Raw genomic sequence first — 15,228 nt, 5'->3', positions numbered from 1 at the left:
GCGCCCGGCCCACCACCGGGAGGGTCACGGGGAGGTCACGGCCCCGGTACCGTGACGCGGTGACCAGGAGCCACGTGCAGCCGTCGGCGGGCTCCGCCGGTGGCTCGCCCGCCGGCCGACCGGGCGGCGTCATCGGCGTCGGCCGGCCGCCGTGGTGGGTGCTCGCACTGTCGGTGCTGGTGACTCTCGGGGTGACCGTCGACCTGCTCAGCGGCGGCTGGCTGGAGAAGCTGGACGTCGAGGTCTCCGACGTCGTCAAGGGCTGGGGTCTCCGCGACTCGGGCGCGTACTGGTTCGTCTGGGTGTTCACCCAGGCCGGTGGCCGGGGCTTCATCCTCATCGTGCTGGCCGGGCTGGTGGGGTGGCTCGCCGTCCGGCAGCGCACGCTCGTACCGCTCATCCGGGTGGTGGTGGCCCTGGCGCTGCTGACCGCGGTGGTCTACGCGTTCAAGTACGGCGCCGGCCGCACCGCTCCGGCCTACCCGGGGTCCTACTTCCACCGCGACGGCGCCAGCTACCCCTCGGGCCACGTTGCGAACGCCGTGCTGATGTGGGGTGTCGCCCGCTGGCAGGCCGTCGAGTTCGGGCTGCCCGCGTGGGCGCAGCGCACCGCCTGGCTGCTCAGCGTGCTGGGGCCGCTGTCAACGGGTGTGGCCATGGTGGCGCTGGACTTCCACTGGGTCACCGATGCCGTGGTCGGGCTGGCCGTGGGCCTGCTGTTGTTGGGCGTGGTTCATGCACTGGACACGCTGCTGGTGTCACGCTGGGTCCGTGCCAGAGCGGGCCGATCGCACGCCTGACCGCGCCGGCCGCCGCACCTGGGCGGGGGGCGCGGCCCTCTGCGCACCCCTGGGGCTGCTGCTGACCGTGCTGACGGCCGGCCCCGCCGCCGCCGAGGGCGCCGAGCCCGCTGCCTTCGGGACCGCCGCCACCCGCTGCGAGATCGCCGACCCGCGACTGCCGGAGCTCTCCGGTCTGGTCAGCGCGGGGGACGCCATGCTCGCCCTGAACGACGGCGGCGACCGTGCCGAGGTCTACGTGCTCGACGGCTCGTGCGCCGTCGGCGACGTGCGCTCGGCCGACGTCGACCCCTACGACCCCGAGGACATGGCGCTCGGCGTCGACGGCACCATCTGGCTGGCCGACACCGGGGACAACACCCAGACCCGGGAGACCGTGGCGCTCATCGGCCTGCGGGCCGACGGCAGCAGCACGCTCACCCGGCTGACCTACCCCGACGGGGCGCACGACGCCGAGGCGCTCCTGCTGGCACCCGACGGCACGCCGTACCTGGTCACCAAGGAGGTGCTCGGGGCCAGCTCGGTCTACCGCCCCGACGCACCGCTGGCCGACGGGGCCACCGTGCCCATGTCGCGGGTGCTCGAGCTCGGCTTCACCCTCACCGGCACCCCCGGTGGCCCGGTCGGGCGGGCCGGCGAGCTGATGGTGACCGGCGGCGCGGTCTCCGCCGACGGCCAGCGGATCGCGCTGCGCACCTACACCGACGCCTACGTCTGGCCGCTCAGCGGTTCCGACGTCGCCGGTGCACTGGCGCTGCCGCCGGTGCGGGTGCCCCTGCCCGAGTCACCGCAGGGGGAGGCGATCGCCTTCGCGGCCAACGACCGCGACCTGCTGGTGTCGGGTGAGGGGCTCCCCGCCGTGGTGACGCTCCTGCCGGCGGCTGGCGAGCTGGCGCCGGCAGCGTCCACCGGACCGGCGGACGAGGAGTCCGCGGCGGCCACGCTGACCCACGAGGTCACGCCGCTGACCGCCGGGCTGATCGCCGCACTGGTGGCCACCGGGCTGGTGTGGATCGGCGGCAAGCTGCGCCGTCGCCGCAGCGCCGGCTGACCACTGCCCACCCGATGGGCGGGTGTCGCCCCCTCCCCGTCCGGGAGGGGGCGTCCTCACACCCGGCGCAGGACGGTGACGACCCGGCCCAGCACCGTGGCGTCGTCGCCGGGGATCGGCTCGTACGCCTCGTTGTGCGGCATCAGCCAGACGTGCCCGTCGCGGCGCTTGTAGGTCTTCACCGTCGCCTCGCCGTCGATCATCGCCGCGACGATCTCGCCGTTCTCCGCGGTCGGCTGCTGGCGGACGACGACCCAGTCGCCGTCGCAGATGGCCGCGTCGACCATCGAGTCACCGGCCACCTTGAGCATGAACAGCGTGCCCTCGCCGACCAGCTCGCGGGGGAGCGGGAAGACGTCCTCGACGGCCTGCTCGGCCAGCACCGGGCCACCGGCGGCGATCCGGCCGACGAGCGGCACGTAGGTGGGACGCGGGGCGGACGCCTCGTCGACGCCGCTGGCGCCACCCGCGGCGGCCAGCGCCTCGGCGGAGGCCTCGGCGCTCGCCGCGGCCGCGGCGGCCTCACCGGGGAGGCGCACGTCGAGGGCGCGCGGGCGGTTGGGGTCGCGCCGGAGCCAGCCCTTGCGCTGCAGCACCGAGAGCTGGTGGGCCACGGAGGAGGCGGAGGAGAGCCCGACCGCCTCGCCGATCTCGCGGACCGACGGCGGGTACCCGCGGCGCTCGATGGAGTCGCGGATGACCTCCAGGACCCGGCGCTGGCGCTGGGTCAGCCCGTCGCCGGCCTCACCGCGGTCGGGGAACTCGCGGATCGCCGCTCCCGTGCCGGCGCCCTCCGCGGTGTCCGCACCGGCGCGGCTGCGCCGGGAGGGGGCCTTGCCGCTGCCTGCCGTCGGGCCGTCGGCCGCCATGTGTCCTCCTCGTCCGGCTGCCAGGGGCAGCGTTCCCGGTGCGTCGGTCACCGGTGCCCCGCCGCGGCCCCGGCGGGGCCGGGGACGGGCGGACCGGGTCTCGATCGCAGGAGCACGGTAGCGGGTCACACCCGTGTAGTTCAAACAGGTGTTCGAAGAAGTGCCGTGTCGGGGGTGAACTTGTCGGACCCGTGCGGTAGACATCGCACAGGCGTTCGAATCGAACAGGCGTTCGAGCACGGTGCTCGATGCCTGGTCGGCCGCCCGTCGTCCCGCCCGGCACCGTCACACCCAGGAGCGTCCCCCGATGGCCAGCCCCCAGCGCAGCGTCCCCGCCTCCTCTCCCGTCCCCGCGCGGGGTGTCGCGCCGGCCGGCCGTGGGCCGCAGTCGGTGGCCCCGCCCGTGCGGCGCGACGCGGTCCGCCCCGGCGCGCGGCCGGCCCGGTTCGACGGGCTGGGGGGTGGCCGGTCGGTGCGCGGCGGCTGCGCGGTCGAGCCGGCGGCCCTCCCGCGCCCGGCCGCCCACCCCCGCGCAGCTGCCCCCGGCCCGCTGCGGTTGACCCGCCGGGGCCGCCGGGCCCTGTCCGGGCTGTCCATCGCGATCGGCCTCTCCATCGCGGTGGCCACCGTCGCGGTGGAGCTGGGCCAGGCCGACGGGGGCCTGGAGCTGGCCGGCTCGTCGACGGTCGTCGTGCAGCCCGGCGACACCCTGTGGTCGATCGCCGGCGAGGTCGCCCCCGAGGAGGACCGGCGCGCCGTCGTCGACGCCCTGGTCGACGCCAACGACCTCGACGCGGTCGAGCTGGTGCCCGGCCAGGTCCTGCAGCTGCCGTGACGACGCCCCGCCGGGCCGCTGCCCACGGGGCCCACGGGTGGTGCGGGCGGGGCCTGCGCGACGGAGGAACACGACACGCCCGGTTGGGGTTGCGTATCTGTAGGGGTACGGGGCTAACCTCACCCCTACATCTTGTAGTGACAGAGATGTAGTTCCGTCCACAGGCGCTTCCCCAGGTCACCCCCAGGGCATCCACCGGATGTCCCCCGGCGGGTCCACAGGAAGCGCCGCGGCAGCCGCTCCGAGCGGCCGATCGAGGAGGTGCCCCCGGTGCGTTGCCCGTTCTGCCACAGCCCTGACAGCCGGGTCATCGACTCCCGGGAGACCGACGAGGGCGCCACCACCCGGCGCCGTCGCTCGTGCCCCGTGTGCGGTCGCCGGTTCACGACGGTCGAGGAGCCCGTGCTCGCCGTCGTCAAGCGCAGCGGCGTCAGCGAGCCCTTCGACCGCAACAAGGTCATCGCGGGCGTCCGCCGGGCGTGCCAGGGCCGCCCGGTCGACGAGGCCCAGCTCGCCGTCCTCGCCGCCAAGGTGGAGGACGCCGTCCGGGCCACCGGGTCCGCCGAGGTCCCCAGCAACGAGGTGGGCCTGGCGATCCTCGGCCCGCTGCGCTACCTCGACGAGGTCGCCTACCTGCGGTTCGCCAGCGTGTACCGCTCCTTCTCCTCCGCAGCCGACTTCGAGAAGGAGATCGCCGAGCTCAAGCGGCTGCGCCCCGACCCCGCCGACGCAGGTCCCCCCGGCGACGACGCCGGCACTGCCCCACCCCGCTAGTCCGCCCCGCGCCCGACCCCGGGCCGCCCGGCACCCCGGCTCTCGGCGTCCGCCGACCTTCCCCAGCCACCGCCCTGCACACCCGCAGACCCCTCACCACGGGAGCACGCTTTGACCGAGACAGCCGACCGCCTCTCTCCCAGCCGGAACCGCCGCACGGCGAAGGCCCCCGTCCGCGGGAAGGGCCTGAAGGTCAAGCGCGTCTTCACGACCGCCGGCGTCCACCCCTACGACGAGGTCGTCTGGGAGCGTCGTGACGTCGTCATGACCAACTGGCGGGACGGCTCGATCAACTTCGAGCAGCGCGGCGTCGAGTTCCCCGCCGAGTGGAGCATCAACGCCACCAACATCGTCACCACGAAGTACTTCCGTGGTGCGGTGGGCTCCCCGCAGCGCGAGACGAGCCTGCGCCAGCTGATCGACCGGGTTGTGCTGACCTACGGCGCGGCCGGCCGCGAGCACGACTACTTCGCCAGCGAGGCCGACGCCGAGGTCTTCGAGCACGAGCTGACCTGGATGCTGCTGCACCAGTACTTCAGCTTCAACTCGCCCGTGTGGTTCAACGTCGGCACCGCCTCGCCGCAGCAGGTCAGCGCCTGCTTCATCCTGGCCGTCGACGACACGATGGACTCGATCCTGAACTGGTACCGGGAAGAGGGCCTGATCTTCAAGGGCGGCTCGGGTGCCGGGCTGAACCTCTCCCGCATCCGCTCCTCCAAGGAGCTGCTCTCCTCCGGTGGCACCGCCTCCGGCCCGGTCTCCTTCATGCGCGGTGCCGACGCCTCCGCGGGCACCATCAAGTCCGGTGGCGCCACCCGCCGCGCGGCGAAGATGGTCGTCCTGGACATCGACCACCCCGACATCGAGGAGTTCATCGAGACCAAGGCGCGCGAGGAGGACAAGATCCGCGCGCTGCGGGACGCCGGGTACGACATGGACCTGGGCGGCAAGGACATCACCAGCGTCCAGTACCAGAACGCCAACAACTCGGTCCGGGTGAACGACGAGTTCATGCGCGCGGTCGAGAACGGCACCGAGTTCGGCCTGCGGGCCCGCTCCGACGGCTCGGTCATCGAGACCGTCGACGCCCGCGAGCTGTTCGGCAAGGTCACCAAGGCGGCCTGGGAGTGCGCCGACCCGGGCATCCAGTACGACGACACGATCAACGACTGGCACACCAACCCGGAGACGGGCCGGATCAACGCCTCGAACCCGTGCTCGGAGTACATGAGCCTGGACAACAGCTCGTGCAACCTGGCGTCGCTGAACCTCATGAAGTTCCTCAAGGACGACGGCACCTTCGACTCGAAGAACTTCGTCAAGGCCGTCGAGCTGATCATCACCGCGATGGACATCTCGATCTGCTTCGCCGACTTCCCGACGGCGCCGATCGGTGAGACCACCCGCGCCTACCGCCAGCTGGGCATCGGCTACGCCAACCTCGGCGCGATGCTGATGGCCACCGGCCACGCCTACGACTCCCGCGGTGGCCAGACGCTGGCGGCGGCGATCACCTCGCTGATGACCGGCACCGCCTACCGCCGCTCGGCCGAGCTGGCCGGCGTCGTGGGTGCCTACGAGGGCTACGCCCGCAACGCCGACGCCCACGCCCGGGTCATGCGCAAGCACGCCGCGGCCAACGACGCGATCCGCCCGGTCGGCGCCGACGACGCCGACGTGCTCAAGGCCGCCACCGCCCAGTGGCAGGAGTGCCTGGCCCTCGGCACGGAGAACGGCTGGCGCAACGCGCAGGCCTCCGTGCTGGCGCCCACCGGCACCATCGGCTTCATGATGGACTGCGACACGACCGGCATCGAGCCGGACTTCTCGCTGGTCAAGTTCAAGAAGCTGGTCGGCGGCGGCTCGATGCAGATCGTCAACCAGACGGTGCCGCGGGCGCTGCGCAGCCTGGGCTACCAGGAGGAGCAGATCGAGGCCATCGTCGAGTACATCGCCGAGCACGGCCACGTCGTCGACGCCCCGACCCTGCGCCCCGAGCACTACTCGGTCTTCGACTGCGCCATGGGCGAGCGGTCCATCTCCCCGATGGGCCACGTCCGGATGATGGCCGCGGTGCAGCCGTTCATCTCCGGCGCGATCAGCAAGACGGTCAACATGCCGGAGTCGGCCACCGTCGAGGAGGTCGCGGACATCTACTTCCAGGGCTGGAAGATGGGCATCAAGGCCCTGGCGATCTACCGCGACAACTGCAAGGTCGGCCAGCCGCTGTCCGGTGGCAAGGGCAAGAACGACGGCACCAAGGCCGAGGCCGAGGTCGTCGAGGCCGCGCCGGCCACCGCGCTGGCGCACCCGGTCCGCAAGCGGCTGCCGAAGAAGCGCACCAGCGTCACCACGTCCTTCAGCGTCGCCGGCGCCGAGGGCTACATGACCGCTGGCATGTACGAGGACGGCAGCCTCGGCGAGGTCTTCCTGAAGCTGGGCAAGCAGGGCTCGACCCTGGCCGGCGTGATGGACGCCTTCTCGATCGGGATCTCCCTGGCCCTGCAGCACGGGGTGCCGCTGGAGACCTACATCCAGAAGTTCACCAACATGCGCTTCGAGCCGGCCGGCATGACCGACGACCCGGACATCCGGATCGCCCAGTCGGTGATGGACTACATCTTCCGTCGCCTGGCGCTGGACCACCTGTCTGTCGACCAGCGGGCGGGCCTGGGCATCTTCACCGCCGAGGAGCGCGCGGCGCAGGTGGCCGGTGGCTACGGTTCCTCCGCCTCGACCCCCGCGGTCGTCGAGGAGGAGGACGTCGACCTGGAGCAGCTGCGCGGCTCCGCGCCGATCGAGACCGCCAAGGTGGAGGAGAAGGTCACCCCCGCCGGTCCGAAGTCGGTCAAGGAGGCCCACTCCTCGGCCGAGCTGCTCGAGCTGGTCACCGGTACCGCCACCGACGCGCCGCTGTGCATGACCTGCGGCACGAAGATGCGTCCGGCCGGCAGCTGCTACGTCTGCGAGGGCTGCGGCTCGACCAGCGGCTGCAGCTGATCACCAGCCAGCTCCGATGACACCCGGCCCGGTCCTGCTCAGCAGGACCGGGCCGGTGCCCTTTCCGGGGAACGACTCAGCCGCGGCGGGGCGCCCTCACCCCGCGTCGCAGACGGACTGGACGACGGCGGCCGGGAGGCTGTCCCCGGCGGCGCACGCCTCGGCCTCGTCCACCGGCTGCCACTGCCCGTCGACGTACCCGAAGAGCAGGACGTCCTGCGCCTGACCCGGACCGGTGACGCCGACCACCGCCCGGGTCCCCGAGCACGTCGTCTCGGTGGGACGCGCCCCCGTCGGCTGGTCCGGGGACAGCGCGAGAAGGGTGGCCGCCTCCAGCAGCCGGGGTCTGCTGCCGTCGCCGTCGGTCCGGTCCAGGTGGCCGGCGCAGAAGGCGTCCCGGCGGGGAGACCGCTCGACGCGGTGGACGACGCCGCGGCGGTCGGGCCCTCCACCGCGGCGCTGCCGCACCCGGCCAGCAGCACGACCGCCGCAACTCCGGTCCACCGCTGTCACATCCCGGGCGCGGCCGGTGTCTGCATGCCCGACAGCACGTACCCGGAGCAGGAGGAGCAGCCATGAGCAGCAGCACGAGGGTCCCGAAGGCACAGCTGACCGGCGTCTACGGCGCGGTGGTGACGCGGATGAGCCGCCGGATGCTCGGCGCGGTGGCCGAGCCGGCGGAGGTCGCCTGGCACAACCGCGCAGTGCTCACCTCGAGCTTCACCATCGGGCGGCAGAGCCAGAAGTGGCACCGGTGCGACGAGAGCCTGAAGTCCTTCGCGCACATGGCGGTGGCCAGCCTGGTCGGCTGCAGCTGGTGCCTGGACCTCGGCTACTTCCAGGCGGCCAACGAGGGTCTGGACCTCACCAAGGCCCGCGAGGTGCCACGCTGGCGGGAGTCCGACGTCTTCACACCGCTGGAGCGCGAGGTCATGGGGTACGCCGAGGCGATGACCGCCACCCCGCCGACGGTCACCGACGAGATGGCCGCGCGGCTGCTCGACCAGCTGGGCGCGCCGGCGATGGTGGAGCTGACCGCGTTCGTCGCGCTGGCCAACTTCTACACCCGCAACAACGCCGCACTCGGCATCGAGTCGCAGGGCTTCGCCGCGTCGTGCGACCTCGAGCCGCTGGCAGCGCCGTCACCGCGATGACCGACGACCCGTTCCTGACCCACCGCAGCCTGCTCTTCACCGTCGCCTACGAGCTGCTCGGCTCCGCCGCCGACGCCGAGGACGTCGTGCAGGAGACCTGGCTGCGGTGGGCCGGGGTCGACCAGGCCGGGGTCCGGGAGCCGCGGGCCTACCTGGTGCGGGTGGTGACCCGGCAGGCGCTCAACCGGCTCCGCTCGGTGGCCCGCCGCCGGGAGGACTACGTGGGGGAGTGGCTGCCCGAGCCGCTGGCCACCGGCCCCGACCTGGCCGAGGACGTCGAGCTGGCCGAGAGCGTCTCGATCGCGATGCTCACCGTGCTGGAGACCCTCGGCCCGGCCGAGCGGGCGGTGTTCGTGCTGCACGAGGTGTTCGAGGTGCCCTACGACGAGGTCGCCGCGGCGGTCGGCAAGACGCCGGCCGCGGTGCGGCAGATCGCCCACCGCGCCCGCGAGCACGTGGCCGCGCGTCGGCCGCGGGTGCGGGTCGACCCGGCCGAGCAGCGGACGGTCGTCGAACGGTTCATGGCCGCCGTCTCCACCGGCGACGTGCCGGCCCTGCTCGCGGTGCTCGCCCCCGACGTCGTGCTGACCGCCGACGGCGGCGGCCTGGCCCGGGCGGCCCTGCGGCCGATCGTGGGCGCCCGCAAGGTGGCGGCGTTCCTGTCCCACGCCGTGCAGCTGCCCGGGATGGTCGCCACCCTGGCCTCGTTCAACGGGACGCCGGGCATCCGGGTCGACGTCGCCGGCGAGGCCACCGCGGTCAGCATGGTGGTCGAGGACGGCCGGATCACCGCGCTCTACGCCATCCGGAACCCGGAGAAGCTGGGCTGGCTGGAGAAGGAGGCGGAGCTGCGCCGGTGACCCGCCCGGCGCGGCACCGGGCACGCGCGAGGAGCTGACCTAGCCTCGGGGACGTGAGGCAGCTGCTGCGGTTCGCCTGGACCGAGGCACAGTGCTGCCTGTTCGCCGTCCTGTTCTTCCTCGGTCTCGGGCTGGTCCGGGTCGTGCCGCTGCCGGGCGACCCCGCCGACGCGCTGCTGCTGTGGTGCCTGGCCGTGACCCTGGTGCTGTGGCTGGTCCGCTGGGAGACCGGCCGCGAGGTCGCGGTGATATTCGGGTTCCACCTGGTCGGCCTGGTGCTCGAGCTGTTCAAGGTCTGGCAGGGCTCGTGGTCCTACCCGGACACCGGCCTGGCCACGATCGGCGGGGTGCCGCTGTACAGCGGGTTCATGTACGCCGCCGTCGGCAGCTACGTCTGCCAGGCCTGGCGCCGGTTCGACCTGCGGATCACCGGCTACCGGGCGCGCCGGACGGCGGCCGTCGCCTTCCTCGTCTACCTCAACTTCTTCACCTCGCACGTCACCTGGGACGTGCGGCTGCCGCTGGCGCTGGCGCTGCTGGTCGTCACCCGGCGCACCTGGGTGCACTACACGGTCGGCCGGCGCCGCTACGCGATGCCGCTGGCGCTCTCCTTCGTCCTCATCGGCTTCTTCCTCTGGGTCGCCGAGAACGCCGCCACGCTGCTGCGGGCCTGGCAGTACCCCTCGCAGGAGTCGGTGTGGACGCTGGTGCACGCGGCCAAGCTCGGGTCGTGGTCGCTGCTGGTCGTGGTCAGCATCGTGCTGGTCACCGCGGTCAAGGCCCGCGAGGGCCGGCTGTACGGCAGCGCAGCCGACCTGACCGTGCTGCGCGGGTACGACCCGCCGCCGGAGCTGCTGGCCCAGCGGGAGACGGTCCCCGCGCGCTGACCGGGCCTCAGCCGGGCGGCTGGACCACGACGACGTCGGTCTCGTGCAGGCTGCTGAGCACCAGCACGCCGTCGCGCTCGGCGACCGCGGTGACGAAGCCGTAGGAGCCGTCGGCCAGCCGCAGGTCGTGCACCAGCCTCCCGTCGAGCTCGAACGCCAGCACCCAGGCGACCGGGACCGCGGCCGGCTTCAGCGCCTCCGGGAGCAGCCACACCAGCTGCCGCAGCACGCCGGGCAGCGGGAGCAGCCGGTCCAGCAGCGCGTTGCGGGGTGCGGCGACCGCCACCCAGAGCAGGCCGTCGCTGCCCAGGCTCATGTTGTCCGGGAAGCCGGGCAGGTCCTCCACCAGCAGCTCCGCCGTCCCGGCGCGGGCGCCGGCCAGCCAGTAGCGCCAGATCCGGTAGCCGCTGGTCTCGGCGAGCAGCAGGTGCGAGCCGTCCGGCGCCAGCACCAGGCCGTTGGCGAACTTCAGCCCGCGCAGCACCGTGCGCACCGAGCCGTCCGGGTCGCGGCGCACCAGCCGGCCGGTGCAGGAGTGCTCGAACAGGTCGCCGAGGTGGTCGTCGACGTCCCAGCGGCTGGTCGAGGTGGTGAACCAGATGGTGCCGTCGGGCTCGGCGACCACGTTGCTGGCGAAGGTCAGGGGCTCGCCGTCCACCGTGTCGACGAGCACCTCGACGCCGCCGTCGGGCCGCACGCGCAGCAGCCCGCGGTCGTGGTCGCACACCAGCACGCTGCCGTCGTCGCACGGCTGCACGCCGAGCGGCCGCCCGCCGGTGCGGCCGACGACCGTGGTCTCCCCGGTGGCCGGGTCCAGCCGCAGCAGCCGCCCGTCCTGGGTGCCGGTGACGACCGACCCGTCGGCGTCGAAGACGACGTCCTCGGGGCCGTGCCCGCCGGTGGGCAGCCGGCGACTGATCACCAGCTCGCCGGTGCCGCCGGTGTCGGGCCGGGCGGGCGGCGGTGCCCAGCGGCGCGGGGAGAGCAGGCGACGGGTCATCGCAGCAGCATGGCGGTGCTCAGAGCTGGGTCGCGCAGAAGGGGTGCCCGACCGGGTCGGCGTACACCCGGAAGAGGTCCTCGGCGTGGCCCTCCTCGGCGGGGGAGCCGGTCAGCGGCCGGGCACCGCAGCCGAGCAGGTGCTCGTGCGCGGCGGCCAGGTCGGGGACGGCGACGTCCAGGTGCACCCGGGCGCCCTGCGGCCACGGCGGCACGGCGGCCGGCGAGCGCTGGAACGCCAGCCGGGTGCCGCCGGCGGGCGGCAGCAGCACCAGCCACTCGTCGCCGTCCGGGTCGGTGGTCTCGTGCCCCGGCGCGTACGCCCAGCCCAGCGCCTGCCGGTAGAACTCGGCGAGCGCGCGCGGCTCGGGGCAGTCCAGGGTCAGCTCGTGCAGCGCCAGCGGTCCCATGGCGGCGACCGTAACCAGATGCCGTGCGCAGAGGTGTCGACTCAGGACCCCGCGCCGGTGTACATCACTCCCGATGACGATCTCGCTGGCCGGCCTGGACATGCCGGTGCTCGTGCCGGCGGGGGTGCCGACCCGCTCCCTGCGCGTGCTCGCCACCGGGCTGGGCAACGTCGCCGGCACCACCCTCACCTACTGGGAGGACGTCAGCATCGGCCCGGGCTCGCGGCCGGGCGCCGACCCGCACGCCGCGACGCCGTGGTCGGTGCGCACCATCGCCCGGCGCGGCTGCCGCCCCGGGGGCGACGGCGGGTGGACCGTCGACGGCAGCCTGCGCGGCGTCGCCGAGACCGCGGTGACCAGCATGCTGCTCAAGCTCGTGCCCTACGGGCTGCCCGCCGCCGAGACGCTGCGCTGCACCGAGCAGGCCGGCGCCACCGGCCGGGCGGTGGCCGCCCGGCTCGACGACACCGGCACCTGGACGCGCACCACGATGGACGTCGACGGGCACCCGTTCCTGCTCTGGCTGCACCAGCGCCCGGAGGGCTTCGCCGCGGTCGGCGACCTCGGCGCCTGCCGGGTGGTGCTGCACGGGCTGCGCCCGCCGCTGGCCTGGCGGTTCACCCTGCTCCGGCCCGAGGTCGCGCAGGCGGCGCTGGGCAGCTGAGCGGCGGCCGAGGGGTCAGCGGGCGCCGGAGCGCACCGCGCGGCCGGGCAGCGCGGAGGTGAGCAGCTCGCCGTCCCGCACCACCGGGGTGCCGCCGACGAGCACGTGCCGGAAGCCGGTGGACGGCGCGACCTGGGTGTAGGTGGCGCGGTCGGTGACGGTCTCCGGGTCGAACACCACCAGGTCGGCGTCGGCGCCCACCTGCACCCGGCCCTTGCGCCGCATCGCCGGCACCGCCTCCTCGAGCACCTGCGCCGGCAGCAGCGAGGACCGCCGCAGCGCCTCGGTCAGGGTCAGCAGCCCGCGCTCGCGCACCAGCCAGCGCAGCGTGCGCGCGTAGGAGCCGGCCGACCGCGGGTGGGTGACCAGCCCCGGGGCCGGCGGCCAGGCGTCGGGTGCGGGCCCGCCACCGGGCGCCACCAGGGGCATGGCGTCGGTGGCGATCGCGGTGTCGGCGAGGGTGAACGACCGCTCCAGCACCGCGAGGTCGGCCGGGTCGTCCTCGTCGAGGAAGTGCACGACCACCTCCGCCCCGGGGTCCGACGCCCGCAGCTCGGCCAGCCGGCCGAGGTCGGCGACCCGCTCGCCGGTGGGCAGGTAGGTGAGCCGCTGCGGCCCGATGCCCATCCGGTGCAGCACCTCCGGCGCCAGGAACGAGGCCCCGATGACCGTGGCCCCCGCGCCGTAGGGGTAGGCCTCCGTGGTCACCCGCACACCGGTGCCCCGCGCCGCGTCCACGGCACCGGCGACCTCGTCGATCATCCGGTTCGAGGTGCTGTTGACGTGGCACATGTGCATGGCCGCGCCGGTGCCGGCGGCCGCGGCGATGACCTCCAGCGCCCCCTCCAGCGAGGTGCCCGGCTCCTCGGTGGAGATGTACCGGGTGTGGGTGAAGGTCGGCACGCCCAGCCGGGCGGCGAGCCCGGCCAGCCGGAAGTACTCGGCCCGGCCGCTGTCGGGTGCGTAGCCGACCAGCACGCCGATGCCCAGCGCCCCCTCGCCGACCGCCGTCTCCAGCAGGTCCAGCACCCGGGCGACGTCGCGGTCGCCCGCCGGGCCGCGCCAGTTCGGCAGCGCCTGGTGGGTGGCGAACAGGTCGAGCGAGGCGTCCCGGTCCAGCGCGACGCCGTCCAGCACGTGCATCCGCGCGTCGGTCCAGGACGCCGAGAACCCGAAGTTCACCGGTCGGCCCTCGGCCTCCGCCCGGGCGTAGGCGCCGGAGACCGGCAGCACCCCGGCCTCCAGCTCCAGCGCGGTGGTGACGCCGTCCAGCGCCTGCAGCCGCAGCCCGGTGAGGCTCTGCGCGTGGCTGTGCAGGTCGATGAACCCCGGCGCAAGCACCTGCCCGGCGACGTCCCAGACCTCCCGGGCCGGCGGCGCCGCCTCGGCCGCGGGGGTGATCGAGGTGATCGTGCCGCCGGTGATCCCCACCGTGCGCACCCCGTCCAGCCCGGTCTCCGGGTCGACGACCCGGGCGCCGGACAGCACGAGGTCGGCCACCGGCGCCGGCATCAGGCCTTCCGGGGCTGCGCGCGGACGCCGTAGTGCAGGTACTCGGCGCCGTCCGGCAGGGAGTAGAAGACCGCCGCCATCCAGGTCTCCTCACCCGGCGCCCGGGTGGCGAACAGCCCCTGCTCGACCGGGTGCAGCTCCAGCTCCTGCACGGTCGCGCCGGTGGACTCCGCGATCGACCCGGTCGGGATCACCCGCATGACCAGGCGGCCGTCGCGCTCGAACACCTCGGTGGTGATCGAGCTGCGCTCGTAGGTGCCCACGTAGCGGGCGATGTCGACGTCGGGTGCGGGGGCCGGCGGCTCGAGCTGCTCGGCGACGGTCACCCCGGCGAGCTCGGCGAAGACCTCGCCGTACAGGTCGCTGAACAGGTCGCGCGGGTGCCCGCCGTTGGTCAGCAGCGCCACCGCGAGCCCCTGCGCGGGCAGCACCCGCAGGAAGGCGTTCTGCCCGATCGTCGTCCCGTCGTGGCCGTAGAGCCGCTCCCCGTGCCAGTCGAAGCGGATCCAGCCCAGCCCCCACGAGTCGCCGAGGGAGTACGTGTCCGGCAGCTCGGTCTGCAGCTGCTGCATCTGCGCCGTCGAGGCCGCCGAGAGCACCACGCCGTCGTCCGGGCCGAGGCCGTCGCGCAGGTGCATCCGGGCGAAGGCGGTGACGTCCCGGGCGGTGGCGTTGATCAGGCCGGCCGGGCCGAGCGAGCGGGGGAGCAGCCAGGTGGTCGTGGGCTGCAGCTCCTCGTCCGGGCCGGCCTTCACGTGCCCGACGGCGGCGCGGTGCAGGATCGCCTCCTCGGGCAGCGTGGAGGTGTGCGTCAGCCCGAGCGGCTCGATCACCCGCTCGCGCAGGGTGGCGTCCCAGCTCTGCCCGGTGAGCACCTCGACCACCCGGCCGGCCAGGGAGTACCCGGAGTTGCAGTAGGAGAAGGTCGCGCCCAGCGGGTGGTTCTGCGGGGCGTCGGCCAGCGCCGCGACGTACTTCTCCAGCACGTCGTCCCCCCGCCCGGTGTCGGTGAAGATGTCGCCGTCGATGCCGCTGGTGTGGGTGAGCAGGTGCCGCATCGTCACCTTCGCCGCCACGTCGGCGTCGCCGAGCTGCAGGTCGGGCAGCACCTCCGCCAGCGGTGCGTCGAGCTGCAGCTTCCCCTCGTCGACCAGCTGCATCACCAGGGTCGCCGTCCAGACCTTGCTGATCGAGCCGATCTGGAACACCGAGTCGGTGGTCGCCTCCACCCCGGTCGCCGTGTTCAGCACCCCGGTGGCGGCCTCGACCAGCTCGTCCTCGGTGCCGTCCACCCCGAGCCGCAGGACGGCGAGGGTCGCGCCGGGCACCTGGTGGGCCCGGGCGAGCTCGTCCAGCCGCTGCTGCCAGTGGGCCTGGTCGATCGCAGGTCGTGCGGTCGTGGTCATCTGCTGC

Annotated in this window: 15 protein-coding genes; 9 read left to right on the top strand and 6 right to left on the bottom strand. The window is 73.9% G+C overall.

Features of this window, described 5'->3' with window-relative positions:
• The first annotated feature begins 59 nt into the window (after positions 1 to 59).
• Both FHX36_RS20250 and FHX36_RS20245 read left to right on the top strand, forming a co-directional pair.
• Positions 60 to 800, top strand: a complete 741-nt coding sequence (locus tag FHX36_RS20250; RefSeq protein WP_258372855.1) for a phosphatase PAP2 family protein — start codon at positions 60 to 62, stop codon at positions 798 to 800.
• On the top strand, positions 772 to 1,851 hold the full coding sequence (locus FHX36_RS20245) for a hypothetical protein (protein ID WP_258372856.1): 1,080 nt from the start codon (positions 772 to 774) through the stop codon (positions 1,849 to 1,851). The genes FHX36_RS20250 and FHX36_RS20245 overlap by 29 nt, the downstream gene beginning before the upstream one ends.
• Positions 1,852 to 1,907: 56 nt before the next feature.
• Here the strand turns inward: FHX36_RS20245 and lexA are convergent, their stop codons facing one another.
• Positions 1,908 to 2,720, bottom strand: coding sequence for a transcriptional repressor LexA (gene lexA / locus FHX36_RS20240; protein ID WP_220036000.1), 813 nt, complete (start codon positions 2,718 to 2,720; stop codon positions 1,908 to 1,910).
• Between the two features lie 307 nt (positions 2,721 to 3,027).
• Here lexA and FHX36_RS20235 point away from each other — a divergent pair, with 307 nt between their 5' ends.
• The 3 genes from FHX36_RS20235 (at position 3,028) to FHX36_RS20225 (ending at position 7,329) form a co-directional block, all read left to right on the top strand.
• Complete coding sequence (locus FHX36_RS20235; protein WP_221204022.1) at positions 3,028 to 3,555, top strand: LysM peptidoglycan-binding domain-containing protein; 528 nt, start codon at positions 3,028 to 3,030, stop codon at positions 3,553 to 3,555.
• Between the two features lie 270 nt (positions 3,556 to 3,825).
• Positions 3,826 to 4,329: a transcriptional regulator NrdR gene (nrdR, locus tag FHX36_RS20230; RefSeq protein WP_110551285.1), complete on the top strand. Its 504-nt coding sequence runs from the start codon at positions 3,826 to 3,828 to the stop codon at positions 4,327 to 4,329.
• Positions 4,330 to 4,440: 111 nt separating this feature from the next.
• Entirely contained in the window at positions 4,441 to 7,329 is a 2,889-nt protein-coding gene (locus FHX36_RS20225; protein ID WP_110551286.1) for a vitamin B12-dependent ribonucleotide reductase, read from the top strand.
• Between the two features lie 96 nt (positions 7,330 to 7,425).
• Here the strand turns inward: FHX36_RS20225 and FHX36_RS20220 are convergent, their stop codons facing one another.
• A complete protein-coding gene (locus FHX36_RS20220) occupies positions 7,426 to 7,797 on the bottom strand; it encodes a hypothetical protein (RefSeq protein ID WP_110551287.1) in 372 nt (123 codons plus the stop codon).
• Positions 7,798 to 7,904: 107 nt separating this feature from the next.
• Here FHX36_RS20220 and FHX36_RS20215 point away from each other — a divergent pair, with 107 nt between their 5' ends.
• From FHX36_RS20215 to FHX36_RS20205, 3 genes are read left to right on the top strand one after another with little or no spacing between them, the layout of a single operon-like run.
• Complete coding sequence (locus tag FHX36_RS20215; RefSeq protein ID WP_110551288.1) at positions 7,905 to 8,483, top strand: carboxymuconolactone decarboxylase family protein; 579 nt, start codon at positions 7,905 to 7,907, stop codon at positions 8,481 to 8,483.
• Positions 8,480 to 9,343, top strand: coding sequence for an RNA polymerase sigma-70 factor (locus FHX36_RS20210; protein WP_110551289.1), 864 nt, complete (start codon positions 8,480 to 8,482; stop codon positions 9,341 to 9,343). Before FHX36_RS20215 ends, FHX36_RS20210 begins: the two co-directional genes overlap by 4 nt.
• A gap of 53 nt (positions 9,344 to 9,396) precedes the next feature.
• The gene (locus tag FHX36_RS20205; protein ID WP_110551290.1) at positions 9,397 to 10,230 is read left to right on the top strand and encodes a DUF817 domain-containing protein; all 834 of its coding nucleotides are present in this window, start codon (positions 9,397 to 9,399) and stop codon (positions 10,228 to 10,230) included.
• A 7-nt stretch (positions 10,231 to 10,237) separates the two neighbouring features.
• On the opposite strand, the gene FHX36_RS20200 is transcribed toward FHX36_RS20205, so the two are convergent.
• Positions 10,238 to 11,230, bottom strand: coding sequence for an SMP-30/gluconolactonase/LRE family protein (locus tag FHX36_RS20200; RefSeq protein WP_110551291.1), 993 nt, complete (start codon positions 11,228 to 11,230; stop codon positions 10,238 to 10,240).
• Positions 11,231 to 11,249: 19 nt separating this feature from the next.
• Positions 11,250 to 11,639 (bottom strand): VOC family protein, encoded by a 390-nt coding sequence (locus FHX36_RS20195; RefSeq protein WP_110551292.1) that lies wholly within the window; start codon positions 11,637 to 11,639, stop codon positions 11,250 to 11,252.
• Between the two features lie 73 nt (positions 11,640 to 11,712).
• Here FHX36_RS20195 and FHX36_RS20190 point away from each other — a divergent pair, with 73 nt between their 5' ends.
• Positions 11,713 to 12,303, top strand: a complete 591-nt coding sequence (locus FHX36_RS20190; protein WP_110551293.1) for a hypothetical protein — start codon at positions 11,713 to 11,715, stop codon at positions 12,301 to 12,303.
• Between the two features lie 15 nt (positions 12,304 to 12,318).
• Here FHX36_RS20190 and FHX36_RS20185 read toward each other — a convergent pair whose 3' ends face one another.
• Both FHX36_RS20185 and FHX36_RS20180 read right to left on the bottom strand, forming a co-directional pair.
• The gene (locus FHX36_RS20185) at positions 12,319 to 13,815 is read right to left on the bottom strand and encodes an amidohydrolase family protein (RefSeq protein WP_110551294.1); all 1,497 of its coding nucleotides are present in this window, start codon (positions 13,813 to 13,815) and stop codon (positions 12,319 to 12,321) included.
• Positions 13,815 to 15,221, bottom strand: a complete 1,407-nt coding sequence (locus tag FHX36_RS20180) for a serine hydrolase domain-containing protein (RefSeq protein WP_110551303.1) — start codon at positions 15,219 to 15,221, stop codon at positions 13,815 to 13,817. Before FHX36_RS20180 ends, FHX36_RS20185 begins: the two co-directional genes overlap by 1 nt.
• Positions 15,222 to 15,228 lie beyond the last annotated feature (7 nt).

Source organism: Modestobacter versicolor, from assembly GCF_014195485.1.
Taxonomy (GTDB): domain Bacteria; phylum Actinomycetota; class Actinomycetes; order Mycobacteriales; family Geodermatophilaceae; genus Modestobacter; species Modestobacter versicolor.
The sequence above is the reverse complement of the archived record's forward strand: the minus strand, read 5'-3'. Positions and strand labels throughout refer to the sequence as shown.

Coding starts and splice junctions, on each gene's coding strand:
- lexA (WP_220036000.1), bottom strand. CDS start 2,720: ATGGCGGCCGACGGCCCGACGGCAGGCAGCGGCAAGGCCCCCTCCCGG.
- FHX36_RS20235 (WP_221204022.1), top strand. CDS start 3,028: ATGGCCAGCCCCCAGCGCAGCGTCCCCGCCTCCTCTCCCGTCCCCGCG.
- FHX36_RS20215 (WP_110551288.1), top strand. CDS start 7,905: ATGAGCAGCAGCACGAGGGTCCCGAAGGCACAGCTGACCGGCGTCTAC.
- FHX36_RS20210 (WP_110551289.1), top strand. CDS start 8,480: ATGACCGACGACCCGTTCCTGACCCACCGCAGCCTGCTCTTCACCGTC.
- FHX36_RS20200 (WP_110551291.1), bottom strand. CDS start 11,230: ATGACCCGTCGCCTGCTCTCCCCGCGCCGCTGGGCACCGCCGCCCGCC.
- FHX36_RS20195 (WP_110551292.1), bottom strand. CDS start 11,639: ATGGGACCGCTGGCGCTGCACGAGCTGACCCTGGACTGCCCCGAGCCG.
- FHX36_RS20190 (WP_110551293.1), top strand. CDS start 11,713: ATGACGATCTCGCTGGCCGGCCTGGACATGCCGGTGCTCGTGCCGGCG.
- FHX36_RS20185 (WP_110551294.1), bottom strand. CDS start 13,815: ATGCCGGCGCCGGTGGCCGACCTCGTGCTGTCCGGCGCCCGGGTCGTC.
- FHX36_RS20180 (WP_110551303.1), bottom strand. CDS start 15,221: ATGACCACGACCGCACGACCTGCGATCGACCAGGCCCACTGGCAGCAG.